Source organism: Methylobacterium sp. NFXW15 (assembly GCF_049887755.1).
Taxonomy (GTDB): domain Bacteria; phylum Pseudomonadota; class Alphaproteobacteria; order Rhizobiales; family Beijerinckiaceae; genus Methylobacterium.
Window position 1 is genome coordinate 86,730 of record NZ_JAGEKG010000002.1, and the last position, 20,905, is coordinate 107,634.

A 20,905-nucleotide genomic window follows, 5' to 3' on the forward strand; every position below is an offset into this window, starting at 1 on the left:
CGGGATGGTGGAAGGTCGCAGGATCGCGGTGATCGGGCTCGGCTATGTCGGCCTGCCCGTCGCGGTGGCCTTCGCCAAGGCGGGGTTCGATACGGTGGGCTTCGACATCGATCCCACCCGCGTCGCCGAGATCGCGGCCGGACGAGACCGGACAGGCGAGGTGCCGGAGGAAGACCTGCCGGACCTTCGGGCGAGCGCGGATCCGGCCGATCTGCGCGGGCGGGATTTCTACATCGTCACGGTGCCGACGCCGATCACGGCCGCGCGCACTCCCGATCTCGGGGCGCTGGAATCGGCCTCGCGCCTCGTCGGTGCGGCCTTGTCCCCCGGCGCCATCGTGGTGTTCGAATCGACCGTCTTTCCCGGCGCCACCGAAGAGGTTTGCGCGCCGATCCTGGAAGCGGCCTCTGGGCTTATCGCGGGGCGGGATTTCGCCCTCGGCTACTCGCCGGAGCGGATCAATCCGGGTGACCGGGCACATCGGCTCGACAGCGTGATCAAGGTCGTTGCGGCGAGCGACTCCGAGAGCTTGGAGATCGTGGCACGGACCTACGGCGCGATCGCTCTGGCGGGCGTGCATCGCGCACCATCGATCCGCGTCGCCGAGGCGGCGAAGGTGATCGAGAACGTCCAGCGCGACGTGAACATCGCCCTCATGAACGAGTTCGCGCTGATCTTCGCACGGATCGGCCTCGATACCGGCGACGTGCTGGCGGCGGCGCGGACGAAGTGGAACTTCCTGCCCTTCCGCCCCGGCCTCGTCGGCGGCCACTGCATCGGGGTCGATCCCTATTACCTCACGCACAAGGCGCAGGAGGCGGGCCACCATCCCGAACTCGTCCTCGCCGGGCGGCGCATCAACGACGCGATGGCGGGGCACGTGGTCGAGACCTGCATCCGGCGCCTGCTACGCCGGGGGCGGCCGGCGCCGCGTGTCACCGTGCTGGGCGTGACCTTCAAGGAGGACATCCCCGATATCCGCAACAGCCGCGCCGTCGACGTGGTGCGAGGCCTTTCCGGTTATGGGGTGGCGGTACAGGTGGCCGACCCCATGGCCGATCCCGAGATGGTGCGACGCGAGCATGGCTTCGCGCTCACCCCCTTCGATGAACTTGTGCCCGCCGACGCCGTCATCCTCGCCGTGCCCCATCGGTCGGTGCGGGAGCGGGGCTGGACGGGGATCATCCCTCTTTTGACCGAGGGGCGCGGCGATGTCCTCGATGTGACGGGAATGCTCGACCGGAGTGCGGCTCCAGCCGGCATCGACCTGTGGCGGCTCTAAGGCCGGTCAGGACGGCGGCCGCGCTGCGTTGGTGGCGGGCGGCAGGGAATTGGGGCTGCGCAGCACGATGAGCAGGCTGCCCACCACGGACAGCCCGAGCGCGATCGAAAATAGGACGAAGATCCAACGAGGCATGGGATGGAACTACCCTGAAAACGCCGTTCCATCCCCTGCGACGGGCCGGGATGAAGGAGGCTACCCAAAACGTGACGGATGGCGTGAAAAGACGCATCCACTCTCGTTCATCAAGCGTTGCAACGATTGAGCGTATGAGATTAGACCTGTTCCAGTCACGACGGGTCAACGCTCGCGAGACCGGCCAAAGCCGTAACTAGGAGGAAATTCATGCGTCAGCTCGTTCTCGGTGCCATCCTCGCCGCAATGATCCCCCTGTCGGCCCAGGCCCAGGAGGCCGGCGATGCGGCTGCCGGTGAGAAGGCGTTCGCCCCGTGCAAGGCGTGCCACAACTTCCAGAAGAATGGCGTCGGTCCGGACCTGAAGGGCGTCGTCGGCCGTAAGGCGGGCACCTATGAGGGTTACACCTATTCCGCCGCCCTCAAGAACTCGGGCATCACCTGGGACGAAGCCAACCTGCACGAGTGGCTGAAGAACCCGAAGACCAAGGTGCCCGGCACCAAGATGATCTTCCAGGGCTACACGGACGACAAGAAGATCAACGACGTGATCGCCTACCTGAAGACGCAGTCTTAAGGGGTTCACGTGCCCGGTCTTCATGGCCGGGCATGTCCTTCAAGCGTCGTGCCCGAACGTTCGCCCGGCCCGCAAGGCCGGGCGTCGTTGTTTCGGGCTACGATGGCTCGCCGTTCCGCAGTCCGTCGCGCAGGTTGACGAGATCCTTGAGAAGGTCCTTGCGGCCCTTCAGGTCGAAGCCGGTCATGCCGCCCGCCTCGTCGGGGATGCAGGACAGGGTGCCGCGCAGGCTTTCGCCCGCCTCGGTCAGGAAGATGCTGACTTGCCGCTCGTCCGGCCGGTCCCGGGCCCGGCGCACGCGACCCGAAGCCTCAAGCCGCTTGAGAAGCGGCGTCAACGTTCCCGAATCGAGGAAGAGCCGCTCCCCGATCTCCTTCACGGTGAGCCCGTCCTCTTCCCACAGCACCATCAGCACGAGGTATTGCGGGTAGGTGAGATCGTAGCGGCCGAGCAGGGTGCGGTAGGCGCGGCCGAACGCATGCGCCGCCGCGTAAACCGCGAAGCAGAGTTGGTTGTCGAGCCGCTGCGCCTCGACGAGGGTCGCCTTGCGCGCCTCGGGAGCCTTGCCGGTCTCAGTGATCATCGCGCTTCTGCGCTTCACGGCGGGACCCGCCATCTTCGTTCCACCTCTCGAACAACCGTGACGGCGCGCCGTCCCATCCCTCAGTGCCGAACTCTAAACTTGTACCGGCGATGGCACAATGAATTCAAATCGGGGCTAGGCCACGTCCACCGGCTTGTCCATGAGCGGATGCAGATCTCGGACCATTGCCTTGAGCCGGTCATCGAGAACGTGGGTATAGATTTGCGTGGTGGAAATATCGGCGTGACCCAGCAACTCCTGGACGATGCGCAGGTCGGCGCCGTTATGCAGGAGATGGCTCGCGAAGGCGTGCCGCAGCACGTGCGGGCTCACCTTGTCCGGCCTCAGCCCGGCGGCTGTCGCGGCGTCTTTCAGGTCCCGGGCGAAGGCCTGCCTCGTGAGGTGGCCGCTCTCGCTGTCGGACGGAAACAGCCAGGGACTGTCGTCCGGTACGGCGGGGAGGTGGACCGCCATCGCGGCCCGCGCCGTCTCCGTCAGGGGGACCATCCGCTCCCGTCCGCCCTTGCCCTTGACCATCAGGATCCGCGCATCACTGCTCGCGGCACTGCGGGGCAGGGCGACGAGTTCCGAGACGCGCAGGCCGGTCGCGTAGAGCAGTTCGAGCAGGCAGGCCATGCGGCGCGCCCGTCGTGCGGGGCCGGGGGGCTGATCCGGCCGGGACGCGACCTCGTGCGCGCCCGCGAGAAGGCGGTCGACCTCGGCGATCGAGAGCACCTTGGGCAGCGGACGCGCCCGGCGCGGTCCGCCTACGGGTGCGCTCGGATCGGCCTCGGCCATGCCCTCGGCGTAAAGGAACCTGTGGAAGCCGCGCACGCAAGAGAGGCGTCGCGCGGCGGTGGACGCCGAGAGGCCGCGCGTATCCAGATCGGCCACGAAGCCGCGTAGGGCGGCGGTATCGACGCGCTCCAGGCTCAGGCCGGTGCGGGCGAGGTAGGCGAGGTAGTCGCTCAGGTCCCGCCGATAGGCCTCGATCGTGTTGCTTCCGGCACCCCGTTCGGCGGCGAGCATGTCGAGATAATCGCCGACCTCCGGTTGTAACGGGCCCGCCGGATCGCTCACCGCGGCGGCTGAAGCTTCGAGGCGGGAACCGAGACGGTCATCTCCCGCGGGGTCGGCTGTACGAAGGTCGCCAGGGCGAACATGCCGGCGAAGACGAGCCCGGCGATGATCGCGATGGTGGCGAAGAAGCGGAACAGGGTCGGCACGTCGGTCGATCCTCGGGGCTGACGGGTGCCGGTCGGGAAAGCCGGAAGGGCCGCCGAGCTCGGCCGCATCGGATAGGCGGTTTCCACCATGCGATCGCGGCGCTGACAAGGCCGGGAGAGACACAGGCGAGGAACGAACGGTGTGTTTCGCGCTGCGTGTGAAACGCGCTAAGAGCCCCCTTTCGGATGCGGCGTGGTGGCCGCTGCCGGGGCGGCGCCGACAGGCGGCCCGGATTTCAGTGGCGTGTGGACGTGTGTTGCGGGAGCCGATGAGCGAGACGGAGGCCGAGGAGCCTATCGAAGCACGGTTGCGGCGGGGCCTTGGGCTCCGGTCGATCGTGCTCGTCGGTCTCATGGGCGCTGGCAAGAGCACCGTGGGCCGCCGCCTCGCGAGCCGCCTCGGGCTGCTGTTCAAGGATGCCGACAACGAGATCGAGGCCGCCGCCGGTCTGACCATCCCCGACATCTTCACGATCTATGGCGAGCCGAGTTTTCGCGATGGCGAGGAGCGGGTGATCGCGCGCCTGCTCAGGGCCGGTCCGCTGGTTCTGGCGACGGGCGGCGGCGCCTTCCTGCGCGAGGCCACGCGTGAGCGCGTGCGCGAGCGCGGCGTCTCCGTCTGGCTCAAGGCCGATCTCGACGTGCTGATGCGCCGCGTGCGCAAGCGCGGCAATCGCCCGCTCCTGCAAACCGAGGACCCCGAGGCGACGATGCGGGCGCTCATGGAGGTCCGCCATCCGGTCTATGCCGAAGCGGATGTGGTGGTCCTGTCGCGTGACGTCTCGCATGACCGCGTCGTGGACGAGGTGATGGAAGCCCTCGTCGCCTATCTCGATCCGCCGCCCGCCCTCGCGGCTCAGTGAGTCCAGAAACGTGACCGAACCGCTGACTGTCCATGTCGCCCTCGACGGGGGGCGCGATTACGACATCCTGATCGGCCGGGGCCTCGTGGCGGAAGCGGGAGCGCGCCTTGCCGCCCTCGGAGCCAGGGCGGCAGGGATCGTCACCGATTCCACGGTGGGGGCTCTCTACGCCGAGGCGCTGAAGGCGAGCCTGGAGGAAGCCGGGCTGCGCGCGGGCATCGTCACCGTGCCGCCGGGCGAGGCATCGAAATCCTATGCGCGCTTCGCCGAGGTCTGTGACGGGCTGCTCGCCCTGAAGATCGAGCGGAACGACCTCGTTGTCGCCCTCGGTGGCGGCGTGGTGGGCGATCTCGCGGGCTTCGCTGCTGCAAGCCTGCGGCGCGGGGTGCGCTTCGTGCAGGTGCCGACGAGCCTCCTCGCGCAGGTCGATTCGTCGGTGGGCGGAAAGACCGGCATCAACTCGCCCCTCGGCAAGAACCTGATCGGCGCCTTCCACCAGCCCCGCCTCGTCCTCGCCGACACGGCGAGCTTGGACACCTTGTCCGAGCGGGAGATGCGGGCAGGTTATGCCGAGGTCGCGAAATACGGGCTCATCGGCGACGAGGGCTTCTTCGCGTGGTGTGAAGCCCATTGGCGGGGCATCTTCACCGGTGGGCCAGAACGCGACGAGGCGGTCGCCGCCTGTTGCCGCGCCAAGGCGGGCGTCGTCACCCGTGACGAGCGCGAGGATGGCGAGCGCGCCCTGCTGAACCTCGGTCACACGTTCGGCCATGCGCTGGAGCGCATCACCGGTTATTCCTCGGAACGCCTCGTCCACGGCGAGGGCGTCGCCATCGGGCTCGCTCTGGCCTTCCGCTTCTCGGCCAAGCTCGGCCTGTGCGGCGGGCAGGAGGCGGGGCGCGTGGCGAACCATCTCGTCCTCGCGGGCCTTCCGACCCGGTTGCAGCAGGTGCCCGGCGGCAGTGGCGATGCCGACGCGATCCTCGACGCCATGGCTCAGGACAAGAAGGTGCGTGACGGCGCGCTGACCTTCATCCTCGCCCGGGGCATCGGCCAGAGCTTCATCGCGCCCGGTGTCGACCGCGCGGCGGTGCGCGCCTTCCTCGAAGACGAACTCTCGGCGGATTGAACGGCGCCAGCCGTCTTGCTTTGGGCGGGTGAGGGGGCTATGAGCGTTCCCGCGTCCGGGCCCTGGGTTCGGCCGGTTGCCGGTGTAGCTCAGTGGTAGAGCAGCGCTTTCGTAAAGCGAAGGTCGGGGGTTCAAATCCCTCCTCCGGCACCACTTTCTCCCTCATCTCATCGTCATGATCCGGGCCGCCAATTGCGGCCAAAACCGGGATCGTGCGGGTTTTCGCCAGAAATCGGTCCGTTTGCGACCCGGATCGACCACGTCCGCGCCCTGAAATCGCCCGCCGCGTTACGCTTCTGTCACGTCCCTGCGGGGCCAGCCTCTCCTTCCGCGTCCCGGCGATTCGCCGGAGCGGACGAGGGCGGGTGCCTCGACCGGCACGAGGAGCATGGGCGCCCGATGATAGATCGCACGCAGCTTGCCGCTGGAAAGGCACAGGCCCGCCGCCGTTCCACGCTGGCGCCGCTCGGCGTTCTCACCGCCGCTCTGCTGCTCACCGTCCTCGGCGGCCATGGCCGAATCTCCGATCTGCCGGTGCCGCCCGCCGAGCAGCAGATCGCCCTCCGCGTCGATGAGCCGGAGCCTACTGCCGAAGCGCCGATCCCTTCGCAGGACCTCCTCGACCCGTGGCACGCCGATCTCGCGGGTAAGCTCTCCCGCTGGGCATGGACCGAGGGACTACCCGCCGCCGCGACGGCCGAGGACGCTCCCGCCTCGACCCCACCCGTGGTCGAGGCGACTCCGCCGCGCACGGCCATGACCGTGCCGCTGCCGGTGCCGCGCCCGCCGGAACTGCGCGGCACGCCGACCCGCCGCGCCAGCCGCGCCCCCGTCCGCCAGGAGGCCGCCCTGCCACCGACACCCGCGCCGGAGGACAGCCGGTCGTTCTTCGAGAAGCTGTTCGGCGTGGAATCCACCCCCGCCCGCGCCTACACCTCGCTTGAGACCAGACCCGCCGACATCACGCCGAAGCCACGGTTAAGTCCGCCTCTCGCTCCGCCCGCCGGAGAGGGCGGCACGGCGATTTACGACATCACCGCCCGCCTCGTGACCCTGCCGAACGGCGAGCGGCTGGAAGCTCATTCCGGCCTCGGCGACATCATGGACGATCCGCGCAACGTCCACATCCGCATGCGCGGCGCGACGCCGCCCGGCACTTATCAGCTCACCGAGCGCGAAGCCCTGTTCCATGGGGTGCGGGCCATCCGCCTGACCCCCGTCGGCGGGCCGGAGGCGGTCTACGGCCGCGTCGGTCTCCTCGCCCACACCTTCATGTTGGGGCCATCGGGGGCTTCGAACGGCTGCGTGTCGTTCCGCGACTACAACAAGTTCCTCGAATCCTACCTGCGCGGCGAGATCCGCCAACTCGTCGTGGTCGCCGGATCGGGCGGAGCCCCGCCGAACCTCGCCAATGCGGGCGGGACCGTGCAGATGGCCCGCAACTAAAGCCGTCTTCGACCAAGCTGGCTCAGGCGCCTCTCTGGATTGCTTCGCTGCGCTCGCAAGGACGGCTGGGAATCCTCGACGGGGGCGGCTCAACTCGGTCGAGTACGGCTCTAGCCTGCTACGAGGTGGAGAGGCTGTCGAGGAACAGCGTCACCGCCAGCAGGTCCGCCGCCCCGCCGGGGCTGAGGCGGGCCTCCACGAAGGCACGGTGTAGGGTCGTGGCCCTATCTCGCCAATCGGCCACGCCGACCCCACCCGCATCGAGAAAATCCCGCGCCGAACGCTGGGCGAAGAGCAGGCCCTCGGGACCACCTCTGTGGAGCAGGTTGGTGTCATCGAGTTCGGCCATCAGCGCGAACAGGCATTCGATCCGCGCCGCCTGGACATCGCCCGGTGCAAGGTGCCGCCCCCGGCGCAGGGCGGGCAGGCCGAATTCCCTCACGGCCGGAAAGCCGGCCGCCGCTTCCGCCCCCGCTCCTCCGACACCATAGCGCAGGGTCGCGCGTCCGCCGTGGCTGACGGGGGAGGCAGGCCTGCGCCCGATCTCCTCGCCCCAGAGGTCTCCGACCTGAACGGCCCGCACCTCGGCCGGGAACGGCGCTCCGGCAAAGCGACCGGCGGCGGCGCAAATGAGCCCGAGCGAAAAAATCGCCCCGCGATGGGCGTTCACGCCGCCGGTCGCGGCGAGCATGGCGGCCTCGGCCAAAAGGCCGATCCGGCGCAGTTCGGAGAGCGGCACCCCGCAGGCACCGGCTTCGACAAGATCGGGAAAGAACGGCGCGATGGCCCCGGCGCTGCGCCGGAGCGTACCCGCATCCATGTCGCGATGGCTGCCGGAATCGACCGGGCTGACGAGACCGGGCTTCGGCCACGCCTCCAGTTCATCGATCAGGGCGCGATGGGCCAGCGCGCCGATACGCGTGGCATCGCTGACGGAAGGAGAGGCGGAGGCGGCAATCGGCACGAGGGCCTTCTACACCGCTTCCGCCGGATCTCCCCTCCCCATGATCGCGGGGAGGGGAGGTGACGGTCACTGGCGCGGCGGCGGGGCCGAAGCCTGTCCGTCGCCCTGCTGCAACAGCGGGGTGATGCGGCGAACCGTGACGCGACGATTCTCGCGGCTCGCGTTCTGTGTGTTCACCTTCAGGTATTGCTCGCCGTAGCCCTGGGTCGTCAGGTTCTCGGGCGGCACCTGGAACTGCTGCGTCAGAACCGTAGCCACGGACTGCGCCCGGCGATCCGACAGGGACAGGTTGTCGATGTCGGAGCCTACAGCGTCGGTGTAGCCCTCGATGAGGAACACTTCCTGCGGATTAGCACGGACGGCCTTGTTGATCGCGTCGGCGATCACCGAGAGGCGGCGGGCCTGATCCGGCGTCACGGTCCACGATCCGGTGTCGAAGTTGATCGTGTCGATGTCGACCGAACGCATCCGGGCGCGCAGATCCGGGCTGTAGCGGATCTGGTCCAGGGTGTACCGGCGGTCCACCGCGACGACCGGCGGCGCGGTCAGGGTCTCGTAGACGAGGCTCGGATCCGCCTCTTCATAATCCACCACGTACCGGTTCCGCGGGATGCGGATATCGGGCGGTGGCAGAACCACCACGTCGTCGTAGATCGGACGCGGCGCGCCGCCATAGCTGTTGTCGATGATGACGACCTCGCGCCCGTCCGAATACCGGCGGTAGCGGCGTAGCATGCGACCATCATCGTCCGTGACCGTGTAGATGCGGTCGCCGCCGGGCCGGTCGATGTAGCTGATGTAGTCGCTGCCCCGGCGCTCGTAGCGGTAGCCACGCGGATCGAGCTCACGGAAGCGCTCGTTCTCGTCATGGCGGATCAGGTAGCCGCTGCGATCCTGGACGATGACGCGGCCGGGTTCGCGATAATAGGTGCGGCCATCCGCGCTGAACTCGCGGCGGTCGCGACGGACCTGCTCGTAGTCGCGGACATTCTCGTTGTCGCGGAAGCCGCCCGGGACGTATCCCGGCCGCCCGGGCGTGTTGAAGTCGTCACGGGCGCCGCGACGTCCATCGCGATCATCCCGATACTGACCGTCACGGAACTGGCCATCACGGGGATCACCGTCACGCAGCTGGTTCGGGCCCTGGCCCGGAACCGGCGGCTGGCCCGGTCCACCGGGTTCGCCGGGAGCGGCTTGACCAGGCGGCGTGAACGGACGACCCGGCACGCCGGGCCGCATGTTCGGCGGGACCGGACGGTTCGGCTCGGCACCGGGGGCGCCAGGAGCAGGAGCGCCAGGAGCAGGAGCGCCAGGAGCAGGAGCGCCGGGCGCAGGCGTGCCGGGAGTGGCGTTCGGCGCAGGAGGCGGCGCATTCGATCCATTGCGGTCGCCACCGGGACGCGGACCGTCCTCCGGCCGCTGCACGGGACGTCCGGGCACGCCCGGCGCCGCGTTCGGAGCCGGCGGTTGCGCATTGCGCTCGGCACCCGGGCGATCAGCGCCGGGGCGCTCGTTGCCGGGACGGTCGTTGTTCGGGCGATCGGCGCCCGGGCGACCGCCGTCGCGGTCACGACCGGGCGGGCCGCGATCCGGGCCGGGCCGGTCGGGGGTCTCCTGCGGGCGGGGCGCGTTCGCTGCGGGCGGCGTCCGGTCTGGACCGGGACGGCCCGCGCCGGGGCCTTGGCGATCCTCGCGCGGGCCTTGGCGATCCTCGCGCGGATCGGGACGGTCCGGCCGCGCATCCGGGCGCTGCCGCTCCTGCTGTTGCTGGCGCCGCTCTTCGCGGTCTTCGCGCTGCTGTTGCTGCTGGCGGGGCTCGGGGCGCTCGCGCTCGGGCTGAGGTGCCGCGCGCTCGGGACGGTCCTGACGATCGGGCCGTTCAGGGCGGTCGGGCCGCTCGGGACGTTCCATGCGAGGCTGGCGCGGTTCGGGGGCCTCACGAGGTTCCGGCCGTTCGCGGGCGGCGGGCGGCGCGCGCTCGGGACGCGGCTCGGGCCGCTCCCGCATGGCGGGACCGCCACGCTCGGGGCCGCCGCGTTCCATGCCGGGGCCGCCGCGCTCCGGGCCCCCACCGCCACGAGGTCCACCCGGTCCCCCAGGCCCACCCGGCCCACGCTCCTCCGGCCCCCCCTGGGCCACGACGAAACCCTCCGGCCGCGCCGAGGCGACCGGGGAAAGGACCAGCCCCGGCAGGACCGTGCCTGCCAGGAGGAGAAGGCGGTAACGCTGCATCGGCATCTCGTTCAATTCGGGCCGTACCGAACTTCACAGACGCCAAAAGGTTCCGGTTTCAGGGAGTCAGGCGAGCAGGAACCGCCACGAGATCCGGCGCGATCACCCGGACGGCGACATGGTCGCCCCGGCGCCCTTCGGCTCCCTCCGTCTTCGCGGCGGTGCCTGCGGCGTCGGAGGTGTTCGTGACGCCCTTGGCCTCTTGCGCGGCCCGGCCTGCGGCGTCGGCGGCGAGTTCGGCCGCCGTCCGGTCGGCGCGGCCGACGAGGGTCAGTCTCACCTTCGGCCGGGACAGGGCTTCGGCCTGCATCGGCGTCACGAAGATATCGCCCTTGTGCCGGACGAGCATGCTCTCGGCCTTCACGAGGGATTGTGCCCAGGTCTTGCCGTCCGGCTTGCAGGAGCAATTCGGAACGAAGGTCTTGCGGAACTTGAAGGCGTTCGCGAGGCTCGTATAGGCCCGGCTGCCCTTCACGGTCGCGGCCGATTTCAAGGCCTCGTCGCCATGGGGCATCGAATAGGCCACCGCCTCGGTACCGGGGCAGAGCGCCTGACACAGGTCGTCGGCACCGCCCCGGCCCTCCGGCAGGTTCGGCATCGGGAAATAGCCGCCGTCGCAGGTCCGGACGCAGATCACCTGCGCCCCGCCGCGCGCGTACGCCTCTCCCGAGGACGAGACCGTCTCGCGAGACGGGCAGGCGCGGGCCACGAGGGCCTGCAATTCGCGCTTACGGGAGGAGCTGTCGTCGATCACCGCCCCGCCATAGGTGGCGTTGAGCGCGCGGATGCGCTGCTCGACAGCGCCGCATTGCGGGGGCCGCGTGTCGAAGAACAGGAACTTGCCGCCCTCGCAATTGAGGCTCCGGTAATAGGTCTGGAGACGGCCGATCTCGTCCTGCAGCGCACGGGTCGCACTGGCGCCCGATTGTACGGATGCGAGTTCGGCGCGGTAACGGCGGCATTCCGGTGAGGGCAAGTTCGGCGGCGGCGCCACCGGCTCGACTCTGGCAGGGCTATCCGGACTGTCGGGCATCGCGCCCGGCAGGGCCAGCGCCGGGCTGGCACCAAACCCCACAACCAGCGCGAGCGCAGTCAGCACCCGGCGGACCGGGGCGCCGATCAGGCTCTCGAACGGCGTAGAACACATCCGTATCATCGCTGAATTCGCGCTCAGAATCGGGCTGCGACCGCGGCGCGGCCGGTTCTCGTTCGCGGGGGAGACGAAAACAACAATAAACCTCCTCGAAGCGGGGCGTCACCCCTCCTACATCCACCCCGTCATACCAAAGGGGGAATTGACCGCTTATGTTGTTTCGCAGTCTCACCCGGATCGGCCTCGCCGCCGCCCTGACGGCCTCGGTGGCCGCCCCGGCTCTGGCCCAGGATCCGGACAGGATCTTCGACAAATCAACGGTGTGGCGTCCGCTGACGCCCAACGACAAGCTCGTCGTCTACGGCATCGACGATCCGTCCGTTTCGGGTGTGGCCTGCTGGTACACGCAGCCCGAGAAGGGTGGCATCAAGGGCACCCTCGGCATGGCCGAGGATGTGTCGGACATCTCGCTGGCCTGCCGCCAGACCGGGCCTGTGCAATTCAAGGAAAAGTTGAAGCAGGGCGAGGTGGTGTTCAGCGAGCGCCGCTCGCTGATCTTTAAGTCGATGCAGATCGTCCGCGGCTGCGATGCGGCGCGCAACACGCTGATCTACATGGTCTATTCCGATAAGGTGATCCAGGGTTCGCCGAAGAACTCGACCTCGGCGGTGCCGCTGGCGCCCTGGGGCACGGAGCCTGCCGCCAAGTGCTCAGACTTCGTGAAGTGAGGCGTGAGCCGGGCGACCGGCTCAATCCTGGCAGGTGATGCGGATCGGGCGGTCGGCCGGCTTCGGCGTGGCCGGCTGCGCGATGGCGCCGGTATATTCGTCGGCGGCGGCGGTGCCATAGGAGCCCGCCGAGGCGAAGCCCTGCGCTTCGCACCACGCATTGGCGACGACCTGTCCGCACTCGCTGCCCGGCGAAGTCAGGCAATCGGCCACGCCGTAGCCATCGCTGGACGGGATGAGGAAGGTCTTCTCGACATGGTTCGCCGCCACGCGGGGCGTCTCGCCGTCGCCGCCCGCTTGGGCTTGGCTGAGGCAGAGAGCCGTCAGCACAACGAAGGCAATAGATCCGGCAGCCGTGCGTCGCATGAAATGTCCTCGGTCACGGGATGGGTGACGTGACGATCGCTGAAGGAACGGTCGGGGAGGAGGGTTAAGGAACCCTTATGCCCTCGTGGGGCCTGCCCGTGTTTCTCCGTTCTCGAAATCCTCACGCATTTGCGTTAGCCCCATCGGGCGCCGAGCACCGTCGCGGCGGTGCAACAGGCAGCCCGGCCGCGCCCGGCCGGTTGCCACGGTTTCGCCGCGCCGTCGCCGGAAGGCGGCCCAGTCCCCTAGGGGGACAAAGCGTTTTGGAGATCGGCCGCCGGGCGGGGGCGGCTGGAAGGAACGGGTTTCATGGCGCCGATGTTGCGGCTCTACAACACGCTGACCGGCCGGAAGGACGCCTTTGCGCCGATCGACCCCGCGAACGTGCGCCTCTACGCCTGCGGGCCGACGGTCTACGACGCCGCCCATATCGGCAATGCCCGGCCCATCGTCGTTTTCGATCTGCTGTTCCGGCTGCTGAGACACCTCTACGGGCCGGACCACGTCACCTATGCGCGCAACGTCACGGACGTGGACGACAAGATCAACGCGCGTGCGGCCGAACGCGGGATCACCATTCGCGAGCTGACCGACGGCACCCTGGCGCAATTCCATCAGGATGTGCGTGATCTCGGCATCCTCATGCCCGAGGATGTGAACACGCCGGGCCAGCCGCCGCGCTTCATCGAGCCGCGTGCCACCGATCACATCGCCGAGATGGTGGCGATGATCGAGGGCCTCGTCGCCGCCGGTCATGCCTATGCGGCGGACGGGCACGTGCTGTTCGACGTGCCGTCCATGCCCGATTACGGCCGTCTCTCGAAGCGCCCCCTCGACGAGATGGAGGCGGGTGCGCGGGTCGAGGTGGCGCCCTACAAGCGCTCGCCGCTCGATTTCGTGCTGTGGAAGCCCTCGAAGCCCGGCGAACCGTCCTGGCCTTCGCCTTGCGGCATCGCTTCGCCGGGGCGGCCCGGCTGGCATATCGAATGCTCGGCCATGTCGGCCAAGCACCTCGGCCAGACCTTTGACATCCATGCGGGCGGGATCGACCTGATCTTCCCCCATCACGAGAACGAGGTGGCGCAGTCGCGCTGCTGCTTCGGCACGCCGGTCATGGCCAATGTGTGGATGCACAACGGCTTCCTGCAGGTCGAGGGCGAGAAGATGTCGAAGTCCCTCGGCAACTTCATCACCATCCGGCAGGTGCTGAACGACTGGCCGGGCGAAGTCGTGCGCCTCAACATGCTCAAGACGCAGTACCGCCAGCCGATCGACTGGACGGTGCGGGGCCTGGAGGAATCCGGCAAGATGCTGGACCGCTGGTACGCCTCGGCCGGAGACGCCACGCCATCGGCCGCCATGCCCGGGAGCGTGCTCGCGCCTCTCCTCGACGACCTCAACACCCCGGCGGCCATTGCTGAGCTGCACAAGCTGTCTTCGCCCGAGGATCTGCGGGCGGCGGCGAACCTCTTCGGGTTCCTGAACCAGACCCAATCCGAGCGTGAGGACTCGCGCGTCGCCGCCTCCGGCATCGACGTCGCCGCGGTCGAGGCGCTGATCGCCGCGCGCAAGGATGCGCGGGCGGCCAAGGATTGGGCGGCCTCGGATCGCGCCCGCGACGCGCTCGCCGCGATGGGCGTGTCGGTGAAGGACAACAAGGACGGCACCACGACCTGGACGGTCGGCGGTTAGGCACGGAGCACGCATTTGCGCATCGTCGGTAGGGGCCGCCTCCTAGTCGCGGCGGCCATGGCGGTCTTCGCCGCCACGCCTGGCCACGCCATCGACGGTGGATCCGTGGCGGGGGGCGATGCCCTCGCTCAGGCCACGGTCGGCCTGGGGACGATCACCCAACCGGAGGAGGCGCTGAAGCTCACCCGCTGTTCCGGAGTCCTCGTCTCGCCCGATCTCGTGCTGACGGCGGCCCATTGCGTGAACGGCGATCCGCTCGGCGCGCTCGTCGTGTTCTTCAAGGGCGGCAACCCCGTCCGTCCGGTCTACACCGCGAAGGTCGCGGCACGATACAGCCCCGATCCCGGCGAGATGCTGCCGAACGCGGCCACGGGCATCACCCTGGAAGATCTCTCCGTCGACCTCGCGGTGCTTCGGCTGACCGAGCCGGTGAAGGGGCAACGGCCGGTGTCGATCGCCAGTGATCCAAGCCGGGTGCCCAAGCATCTTCGTTTCGCGGGGGCGGGCCTGTCCCGGACCGGCGTCGGCAGGTTGCGCACGGCAGGCCTCACCCCCGTCGCCTCCACCAGCACCGGTCTCACCATCGCCCGGGTCGATGGCGGCGGACGAATCTGCCTCGGCGATTCGGGCGGCCCCGTCGTCGCGACGGATCGGGGCGGCACCTATGTCTGGGGTGTGGCGAGCGCCGTGATCTCCAAGACAGCGCCCTGCGGTAGCTACGTCATCGTCGCCCCTGCTGCACAGGTTTTTTCGGGACCGGGAATGCGGTGAAACGCGGTCTGCCAGGCTAGGTCCGCGGAGTTGGCAGACAGTCGTTTGTCACTGAACTCGCCGCCAAGTCACGGGCGCGGGGCATTCTCTTTGAGAGGTCGCGCCATCGGTCCTTCGACGGGATCAGCGTGCGACCTCATGCGAGGACGGGGCACCCCCGTGCGGCAAGCCGCGCGGTGAGCGCCCCGATCCCCGGTTCGTTGAGAGCCCCGTATCAGAGCTCGCCAAACTTGAAGTTCACGCCTGCCCGGACCAAGTCCCCATGGGTGGTCGCCTTGGGCCTGAAGCCATTGTTCACGACGATGGTCCGTTGACCGAGGTCGTAGTACAGGTACTCGACCCGTATCGTGACGGCCTGGGCGGTCTTTTCCTGCTGCGGAAGCGCATACTCGATGCCGCCACCGGCCGCATAGCCAGTCTGAATGCTGCGCAGGCGGAAGCTTTGCTGTGTGTCCGGATGGCTCCTGACCAAGACGTGATCTTGGTAGGTGAGCTCTTCGGACGTATAGGCGCCGCGCGTACGGATATCGCCGAAGGCTACGCCACCCGTCCCGTAGACGAGGAAGCGATCGAACGCAAAGCCGACACGGCCACGGATCGTGTAAAGGCCGTTGGTGGTTGATGTGGCTACAGAATTATTGCGGTCCGTGAAGCCAAACCCGGAGGCGTTATTGGCTGGAATCTCGGGCGTGGATTGCAGGTTGCGCATGCGTTGTAGGCCGACATGTTGCGCGTCGCCCTCGATGCCCACCACGAAGCCGTCGCCCGGCCTGAGCTGGTAATTGTAGCCAACCTGGGCGCCCCCGGTGAAACCCTCGCTCTCGAGATTGACCCTGTTGGTCCCGAGCGCCGACACGACAGTGGGAGACCCGAGATCCTTGAGGGTATCGCCACCCTGCGCATATCCGGCATTCATGCCGACGTAAGGACCGGACCAGTTGAAGATCGGGTTGGGGACCCCGACCTGCTCAGAAGGAATGGGTCTGCGCGGAAGATCGCCCGCATAAGTTGTTGTAGCTGAAAATGCCGCCACGAAAGCTGAAATTGTAAGTGTTTTCATGTATGCAACCTCCAATATCGGCATTATAGCCAACAATATTGGATTTATACGACAGTTCTTGGTCTGATATGTCGCAAATATGCAACAAATGTCGATACAAAATATACGAATACAAATATATATGAGACAAAAACATCCGCATTGAGCCAGAAAATACATAATTTGATTAGATAAGATCATATTCGATCATTCGATCGAACAAGATCGGTTGTCTCGTGCATATACCTGAGCTGTTATTGTTGAGCCGATCGACTCGCGCGGTTTCGGTGTCGGTTGATCGATGCCGCCGCGTCTTGATCGCGGGCGGAGCCGAACGATCATGGCTGCGGGCCTAAGCCTGGGGGGCGGCTCCCCAGATTGCGCCCTCCGCTCGCCATGATGGTGGAAGGGGGCTGCTCCGAGTTTCCTCGGATCATGCTGCAGGCAAGACGTCGCTGCGGGACGTCGTGGCGGGGCAGCCAAAACGAAAAACCCCGCCGGCCGAGGCCGACGGGGTTCGAAGGGGGCTGGACCTTCGAGGCGGATCAGACCGCCATACGCTCCTCGCCGTCCATCGGCTCGCGCAGCACATAGCCGCGGCCCCAGACGGTTTCGATGTAGTTCTTGCCCTGGCTGGCATTGGCCAGCTTCTTGCGCAGCTTGCAGATGAAGACGTCGATGATCTTCAGCTCGGGCTCGTCCATGCCGCCATAGAGATGGTTCAGGAACATCTCCTTGGTCAGGGTCGTGCCCTTCCGCAGGGAGAGGAGTTCCAGCATCTGGTACTCCTTGCCGGTCAGGTGGACGCGTGCGCCGCCGACCTCCACCGTCTTCTGATCGAGGTTCACGATCAGGTCGCCGGTGGTGATGACCGACTGGGCATGGCCCTTCGACCGGCGGACGATGGCGTGGATGCGCGCCACGAGTTCATCTTTGTGGAAGGGCTTGGTGAGATAGTCGTCGGCGCCGAAGCCGAGACCCTTCACCTTGTCCTCGATGCCGGCGAGGCCGGAGAGGATGAGGATCGGGGTCTTCACCTTCGCGACGCGGAGGTTGCGAAGCACCTCGTAACCTGACATGTCGGGCAGGTTCAGGTCAAGGAGGATGATGTCGTAGTCGTACAGCTTGCCGAGGTCTATCCCTTCCTCGCCAAGATCTGTCGTGTACGTGTTGAAGTTCTCGGACTTCAGCATCAATTCGATGCTTTGCGCGGTCGCGCTGTCGTCCTCGATCAGAAGTACCCGCATCGTCGGTCCCCAGCCCAGCCGGCCGTAACAGCGCGCGCACACGTCCCCGTTGACAGCCTGCCACCGGCCTGTGGACAGGCGCCCCACCGCACTTGACGTGAAACGCTATGAGTTAATCGTTAACAAAACCTGATTCCCGCCCGCAAGCTCATACTTTCGCAATCGGCCAGCTTGACCGGAGAAATTTCCCCCGGCGTCGGTGGCGAGACGCGCAAACGCCCCCTCGATCGCAGCGTGTTTCGCCTGCGATACGCATCTAAGTACTTCGGCCGTAACGATCCGCTGCGAGGGCGTCACCCGCCTGCCACACCCCCTCGGCATTGCGAGCGAGCAAAGGCGGACGAGCCTCCCGGCATCAGGCCGCTACAAGCCCGATGACCGCAGTGTTAAGGAGGCGGGTAAACGAACCGTTGAGGAGGGGTGCGTTGGCGAACGAGCCGGCAAGATCCGTGACGAATTTGTCGTCGGCTCTCGACGGGGTCGCGCGGGTCGAAGCGCTGGAAACCTACGGCCGGGTCGTGGCGATCCGGGGGCTCCTGATCGAGGTGGCCGGGCCGGTCGCGGCAATGCGGCTCGGCGGGCGGCTCGATATCGAAGGTGCGGGCGGGCAGGGCGTCATTCCCTGCGAGATCATCGGCTTTCAGGGTGAGCGGGCGCTCGCCATGCCATTCGGCTCCCTCGATGGGGTTCGAAGGGGTTGCCCGGCCTATGTCCGCGATGAGGCCGCGGGCGCGATCCGCCCCACAGGCGAGTGGCTCGGCCGGGTCATCGATGCCCTGGGTCGGCCGGTGGACGGGCTCGGGCCCTTACCGCAGGGGCCGCAGATCTATCCGCTGCGGGCGGATCCTCCCCCCGCCCATGCAAGGCAGCGGGTCGGCGCACCGCTCGATCTCGGTATCCGCTGCATCAACACCTTCCTCACCATGTGCGCCGGCCAGCGCATGGGCATCTTCGCGGGCAGCGGCGTCGGCAAGTCCGTGCTGCTCTCCATGCTCGCGCGCTACACGGCAGCGGATGTCGCCGTCATCGGACTCGTGGGCGAGCGCGGGCGCGAGGTTCAGGAGTTCCTGCAGGACGATCTCGGCGCGGCGGGTCTCGCGCGCTCCGTCGTGGTGGTGGCCACGTCCGACGAGCCCGCGCTGATGCGCCGGAACGCCGCCTACGTCACCCTGTCGGTGGCCGAGCACTTCCGCGATCAAGGCGCGCGCGTGCTGTGTATGATCGACTCGATCACCCGCTTCGCCATGGCCCAGCGCGACATCGGGCTCGCGGCGGGCGAACCACCCACCGCCAAGGGCTACACGCCGACCGTCTTCTCCGAATTGCCGCGCCTGCTCGAAAGGGCGGGGCCGGGAACCGGCGCGGGCACGATCTCGGCGCTGTTCACGGTTCTGGTGGAGGGTGACGATCACAACGAGCCGGTGGCCGATGCCGTGCGTGGCATCCTCGACGGCCATATCGTGATGGAGCGGTCGATCGCCGAGCGCGGGCGCTATCCGGCGATCAATGTGCTGCGCTCCGTGTCGCGCACCATGCCGCGCTCCTGCGATCCGGCCTTCCTGCCGGTGGTGAGGCGGGCGCGCCGTGTGCTCTCGACCTACGCCGACATGGAGGAGCTGATCCGCCTCGGCGCCTACCGCGCGGGCTCGTCTCAAGAGGTCGATGAGGCGGTGGCGCTCATGCCAGATCTTGAGGCTTTTCTGGGGCAAGGTAAGGAAGAAGCAACGTCCATCGGCGATGGTTACGCACGGCTCGCCCAGATCGTCGGGGGAGCCTGAGTTCGTCGCGCATCGGGCGGCAATGGCCGGCGCGCACCGCGTGGAGTGAGCGTCCCCCCATGAAATCGCGTGATACGCTGATTCGCCTGCGTCGCTTTCAGGTCGATGAGAAGCGTCGCCGCGTGACTCAGATCGAGATGATGATGGCGGACTTCAACCGCATGGCGACCGAACTTGATCGGGAAGTCGCCCTGGAGGAGTCCCGCGCCGGGATCACCGATGTTGGTCACTTCGCCTACCCGACCTATGCCCGCGCGGCCGCGACCCGGCGGGACAACATGCGCCAATCGGCCCAGGCCCTCGAAGGCCAGTTGGCCGAGGCCAAGGCCGAACTCGGCGAAGCCTTCGAAGAGCTGAAGAAGGTCGAAATCCTCGACGACCGCGAACGGTCCGCCGAGCGCGCGGCCGAGAACGCCCGCGATCAGGCGGCCATGGACGGCATCGGGCTGAACCGCGCCCGCGCCTGAAGTCGGCGTCGTGCCAGCGTGCACGAAACCGTCACGATCGAATGACATGTGAGCGCGCCGGCAACCGGGTCCCACCGGGTTGCGGCGCGCCGGATAGTGGCGCATCAGGGGCCATTCCCAAGGCGTCCTTATCCATGAAGAAGCTCAGCGAGTTTATCTGGCCGCTTATCGGCCTCGCGGCCGTCGTGATCTCCGGCTATTTCCTGTATCAGGAGCTGAAGACCACCTCGATCTCGGCGATCGGCAACGCAATCCTTGCGATTCCGCCGCACCGGATCATGCTGGCGGCCCTTTCGACCCTCGTCGCCTATGCAGCGCTGGCTTGGTACGACCGGATCGCGCTGCTGCATCTCGGGGTGCGCCACATTTCGTGGCTGTTCGTCTCGCTCTGCTCCTTCACGACCTACGCCCTGTCCCACAATATCGGCGCCTCGGTCTTCTCCGGCGCCCTGGTTCGCTACCGCGCGTACACGGCCAAAGGCCTCACGGCGGCACAGGTGGCGGTGCTCGTCGCCCTCTGCTCGTTCACCTTCTTTCTCGGCACGGTGCTGCTCGGCGGCATCACCCTGGTCATCGACCCGCAGCTACTGAGCCGCCTCGACGGCAAGCTGCCGGGCTTCCTCACCGATCCGAAGACCGCTTACATCGTCGGCGCGGGCATGCTCGGCTTCGTCGCGCTCTATGCGGCGGGCTCGATCCTGCATCTGCGCCCCCTGCACATCCGCTCGTTCAAGCTCGAATATCCCCGTCCTGGGATCATGGTGCGGCAGCTCGTGGCGGCCCCGCTCGAACTCCTCGGCGCGGCGGGCATCATCTATTTCGCCCTGCCGGATGCGATGAACCCCGGCTTCATCCCCGTCCTGGCGATCTTCCTCGCCTCGTTCTCGGTGGCGCTCGCCTCTCACGCGCCCGGCGGTCTCGGCGTGTTCGAGATCGTGTTCATCACGGCGATGAACATCACCGACGCGGCGCAGAAGGACGCGATCATCGCGGCGGTGATCGTGTTCCGCATCTTCTACTTCTGGATCCCTGCGCTAATCTCGATCGTCGTGGTGGTGGCCTTCGAGCGCGCCCGCCTCGCGGCTGCCATCGGCACGGCCGCTCACCCGCACGCACCGAAGCCCGTGCCGGACGCGCCTGTGACGGTGCCCGGCCTCGATGCCCACGAACTGGAGCGGGACCTGAAGCGCAAGGCGGTCTGAGACCGGTCCCCACGCCTCTCCCAATCGAACGTGTCGAAGCGGTCCGGTCCCCCGGGCCGCTTCGCTGCGTTTCAAAACGGTGGCCG

Annotated in this window: 21 protein-coding genes and 1 tRNA gene; 12 read left to right on the forward strand and 10 right to left on the reverse strand. The window is 67.6% G+C overall.

Annotated elements, in window-relative coordinates:
- Positions 1-4 precede the first annotated feature (4 nt).
- Positions 5-1,282, forward strand: coding sequence for a nucleotide sugar dehydrogenase (locus J4O73_RS04685; protein ID WP_426215974.1), 1,278 nt, complete (start codon positions 5-7; stop codon positions 1,280-1,282).
- 6 nt (positions 1,283-1,288) lie between these two features.
- Here J4O73_RS04685 and J4O73_RS04690 read toward each other — a convergent pair whose 3' ends face one another.
- Positions 1,289-1,417 carry a hypothetical protein gene (locus J4O73_RS04690; RefSeq protein WP_426215079.1) on the reverse strand — a complete coding sequence of 43 codons (129 nt, stop codon included), beginning with the start codon at positions 1,415-1,417 and terminating at the stop codon, positions 1,289-1,291.
- 210 nt (positions 1,418-1,627) lie between these two features.
- On the opposite strand from J4O73_RS04690, the gene J4O73_RS04695 reads away from it, so the two are divergent.
- Positions 1,628-1,993 (forward strand): c-type cytochrome, encoded by a 366-nt coding sequence (locus tag J4O73_RS04695; protein WP_378966669.1) that lies wholly within the window; start codon positions 1,628-1,630, stop codon positions 1,991-1,993.
- A 97-nt stretch (positions 1,994-2,090) separates the two neighbouring features.
- On the opposite strand, the gene J4O73_RS04700 is transcribed toward J4O73_RS04695, so the two are convergent.
- The 3 genes from J4O73_RS04700 to J4O73_RS04710 all read right to left on the reverse strand — a co-directional run bounded on the left by J4O73_RS04700 (position 2,091) and on the right by J4O73_RS04710 (position 3,802).
- Positions 2,091-2,576 carry a MarR family winged helix-turn-helix transcriptional regulator gene (locus tag J4O73_RS04700; RefSeq protein ID WP_426215976.1) on the reverse strand — a complete coding sequence of 162 codons (486 nt, stop codon included), beginning with the start codon at positions 2,574-2,576 and terminating at the stop codon, positions 2,091-2,093.
- Positions 2,577-2,711: 135 nt separating this feature from the next.
- Positions 2,712-3,656 carry a site-specific tyrosine recombinase XerD gene (locus J4O73_RS04705; RefSeq protein ID WP_426215081.1) on the reverse strand — a complete coding sequence of 315 codons (945 nt, stop codon included), beginning with the start codon at positions 3,654-3,656 and terminating at the stop codon, positions 2,712-2,714.
- Positions 3,653-3,802, reverse strand: coding sequence for a histidine kinase (locus J4O73_RS04710; protein ID WP_426215978.1), 150 nt, complete (start codon positions 3,800-3,802; stop codon positions 3,653-3,655). The genes J4O73_RS04705 and J4O73_RS04710 overlap by 4 nt, the downstream gene beginning before the upstream one ends.
- Positions 3,803-4,071: 269 nt before the next feature.
- Between J4O73_RS04710 and J4O73_RS04715 the strand changes: the two genes are divergently transcribed.
- From J4O73_RS04715 to J4O73_RS04730, 4 genes are all read left to right on the forward strand, one after another.
- Positions 4,072-4,665, forward strand: a complete 594-nt coding sequence (locus tag J4O73_RS04715) for a shikimate kinase (RefSeq protein ID WP_426215083.1) — start codon at positions 4,072-4,074, stop codon at positions 4,663-4,665.
- 10 nt (positions 4,666-4,675) lie between these two features.
- On the forward strand, positions 4,676-5,794 hold the full coding sequence (gene aroB, locus J4O73_RS04720; protein ID WP_426215085.1) for a 3-dehydroquinate synthase: 1,119 nt from the start codon (positions 4,676-4,678) through the stop codon (positions 5,792-5,794).
- A 78-nt stretch (positions 5,795-5,872) separates the two neighbouring features.
- Positions 5,873-5,947: transfer RNA gene (locus tag J4O73_RS04725), tRNA-Thr, on the forward strand.
- A 246-nt stretch (positions 5,948-6,193) separates the two neighbouring features.
- Positions 6,194-7,240 (forward strand): tlde1 domain-containing protein, encoded by a 1,047-nt coding sequence (locus J4O73_RS04730; protein ID WP_426215087.1) that lies wholly within the window; start codon positions 6,194-6,196, stop codon positions 7,238-7,240.
- A gap of 118 nt (positions 7,241-7,358) precedes the next feature.
- Here J4O73_RS04730 and mdcB read toward each other — a convergent pair whose 3' ends face one another.
- The 3 genes from mdcB to J4O73_RS04745 form a co-directional block, all read right to left on the reverse strand.
- The gene (gene mdcB, locus J4O73_RS04735; protein WP_426215089.1) at positions 7,359-8,204 is read right to left on the reverse strand and encodes a triphosphoribosyl-dephospho-CoA synthase MdcB; all 846 of its coding nucleotides are present in this window, start codon (positions 8,202-8,204) and stop codon (positions 7,359-7,361) included.
- Between the two features lie 66 nt (positions 8,205-8,270).
- Positions 8,271-10,436 (reverse strand): OmpA family protein, encoded by a 2,166-nt coding sequence (locus J4O73_RS04740; protein WP_426215091.1) that lies wholly within the window; start codon positions 10,434-10,436, stop codon positions 8,271-8,273.
- A gap of 58 nt (positions 10,437-10,494) precedes the next feature.
- Positions 10,495-11,583: a DUF2865 domain-containing protein gene (locus J4O73_RS04745; RefSeq protein ID WP_426215093.1), complete on the reverse strand. Its 1,089-nt coding sequence runs from the start codon at positions 11,581-11,583 to the stop codon at positions 10,495-10,497.
- Positions 11,584-11,741: 158 nt separating this feature from the next.
- Between J4O73_RS04745 and J4O73_RS04750 the strand changes: the two genes are divergently transcribed.
- On the forward strand, positions 11,742-12,257 hold the full coding sequence (locus tag J4O73_RS04750; RefSeq protein WP_426215095.1) for a CreA family protein: 516 nt from the start codon (positions 11,742-11,744) through the stop codon (positions 12,255-12,257).
- A gap of 21 nt (positions 12,258-12,278) precedes the next feature.
- Here the strand turns inward: J4O73_RS04750 and J4O73_RS04755 are convergent, their stop codons facing one another.
- Positions 12,279-12,623: a hypothetical protein gene (locus J4O73_RS04755; RefSeq protein ID WP_426215096.1), complete on the reverse strand. Its 345-nt coding sequence runs from the start codon at positions 12,621-12,623 to the stop codon at positions 12,279-12,281.
- Between the two features lie 309 nt (positions 12,624-12,932).
- Here J4O73_RS04755 and cysS point away from each other — a divergent pair, with 309 nt between their 5' ends.
- Both cysS and J4O73_RS04765 read left to right on the forward strand, forming a co-directional pair.
- A complete protein-coding gene (cysS, locus tag J4O73_RS04760) occupies positions 12,933-14,315 on the forward strand; it encodes a cysteine--tRNA ligase (RefSeq protein ID WP_426215098.1) in 1,383 nt (460 codons plus the stop codon).
- Between the two features lie 15 nt (positions 14,316-14,330).
- Positions 14,331-15,086, forward strand: a complete 756-nt coding sequence (locus J4O73_RS04765; protein WP_426215099.1) for a trypsin-like serine protease — start codon at positions 14,331-14,333, stop codon at positions 15,084-15,086.
- A gap of 214 nt (positions 15,087-15,300) precedes the next feature.
- Here J4O73_RS04765 and J4O73_RS04770 read toward each other — a convergent pair whose 3' ends face one another.
- Entirely contained in the window at positions 15,301-16,146 is an 846-nt protein-coding gene (locus tag J4O73_RS04770) for an outer membrane protein (protein WP_426215101.1), read from the reverse strand.
- 524 nt (positions 16,147-16,670) lie between these two features.
- Entirely contained in the window at positions 16,671-17,372 is a 702-nt protein-coding gene (gene ctrA, locus J4O73_RS04775; protein ID WP_238250123.1) for a response regulator transcription factor CtrA, read from the reverse strand.
- A 425-nt stretch (positions 17,373-17,797) separates the two neighbouring features.
- Here ctrA and fliI point away from each other — a divergent pair, with 425 nt between their 5' ends.
- From fliI to J4O73_RS04790, 3 genes are all read left to right on the forward strand, one after another.
- Positions 17,798-19,150 carry a flagellar protein export ATPase FliI gene (gene fliI, locus J4O73_RS04780; protein ID WP_426215104.1) on the forward strand — a complete coding sequence of 451 codons (1,353 nt, stop codon included), beginning with the start codon at positions 17,798-17,800 and terminating at the stop codon, positions 19,148-19,150.
- A gap of 59 nt (positions 19,151-19,209) precedes the next feature.
- Positions 19,210-19,617, forward strand: a complete 408-nt coding sequence (gene fliJ, locus J4O73_RS04785; protein WP_426215106.1) for a flagellar export protein FliJ — start codon at positions 19,210-19,212, stop codon at positions 19,615-19,617.
- A 134-nt stretch (positions 19,618-19,751) separates the two neighbouring features.
- A complete protein-coding gene (locus J4O73_RS04790; RefSeq protein ID WP_426215108.1) occupies positions 19,752-20,819 on the forward strand; it encodes a lysylphosphatidylglycerol synthase domain-containing protein in 1,068 nt (355 codons plus the stop codon).
- Positions 20,820-20,905 lie beyond the last annotated feature (86 nt).

Bases quoted from the DNA above. Each gene is read 5' to 3' on its own strand.
- J4O73_RS04685 (WP_426215974.1), top strand. From the start codon at position 5: ATGGTGGAAGGTCGCAGGATCGCGGTGATCGGGCTCGGCTATGTCGGC.
- J4O73_RS04690 (WP_426215079.1), bottom strand. From the start codon at position 1,417: ATGCCTCGTTGGATCTTCGTCCTATTTTCGATCGCGCTCGGGCTGTCC.
- J4O73_RS04695 (WP_378966669.1), top strand. From the start codon at position 1,628: ATGCGTCAGCTCGTTCTCGGTGCCATCCTCGCCGCAATGATCCCCCTG.
- J4O73_RS04700 (WP_426215976.1), bottom strand. From the start codon at position 2,576: ATGATCACTGAGACCGGCAAGGCTCCCGAGGCGCGCAAGGCGACCCTC.
- J4O73_RS04715 (WP_426215083.1), top strand. From the start codon at position 4,072: ATGAGCGAGACGGAGGCCGAGGAGCCTATCGAAGCACGGTTGCGGCGG.
- J4O73_RS04730 (WP_426215087.1), top strand. From the start codon at position 6,194: ATGATAGATCGCACGCAGCTTGCCGCTGGAAAGGCACAGGCCCGCCGC.
- J4O73_RS04740 (WP_426215091.1), bottom strand. From the start codon at position 10,436: ATGCAGCGTTACCGCCTTCTCCTCCTGGCAGGCACGGTCCTGCCGGGG.
- J4O73_RS04745 (WP_426215093.1), bottom strand. From the start codon at position 11,583: ATGTGTTCTACGCCGTTCGAGAGCCTGATCGGCGCCCCGGTCCGCCGG.
- J4O73_RS04750 (WP_426215095.1), top strand. From the start codon at position 11,742: ATGTTGTTTCGCAGTCTCACCCGGATCGGCCTCGCCGCCGCCCTGACG.
- J4O73_RS04755 (WP_426215096.1), bottom strand. From the start codon at position 12,623: ATGCGACGCACGGCTGCCGGATCTATTGCCTTCGTTGTGCTGACGGCT.
- cysS (WP_426215098.1), top strand. From the start codon at position 12,933: ATGGCGCCGATGTTGCGGCTCTACAACACGCTGACCGGCCGGAAGGAC.
- J4O73_RS04770 (WP_426215101.1), bottom strand. From the start codon at position 16,146: ATGAAAACACTTACAATTTCAGCTTTCGTGGCGGCATTTTCAGCTACA.
- ctrA (WP_238250123.1), bottom strand. From the start codon at position 17,372: ATGCGGGTACTTCTGATCGAGGACGACAGCGCGACCGCGCAAAGCATC.
- fliJ (WP_426215106.1), top strand. From the start codon at position 19,210: ATGAAATCGCGTGATACGCTGATTCGCCTGCGTCGCTTTCAGGTCGAT.
- J4O73_RS04790 (WP_426215108.1), top strand. From the start codon at position 19,752: ATGAAGAAGCTCAGCGAGTTTATCTGGCCGCTTATCGGCCTCGCGGCC.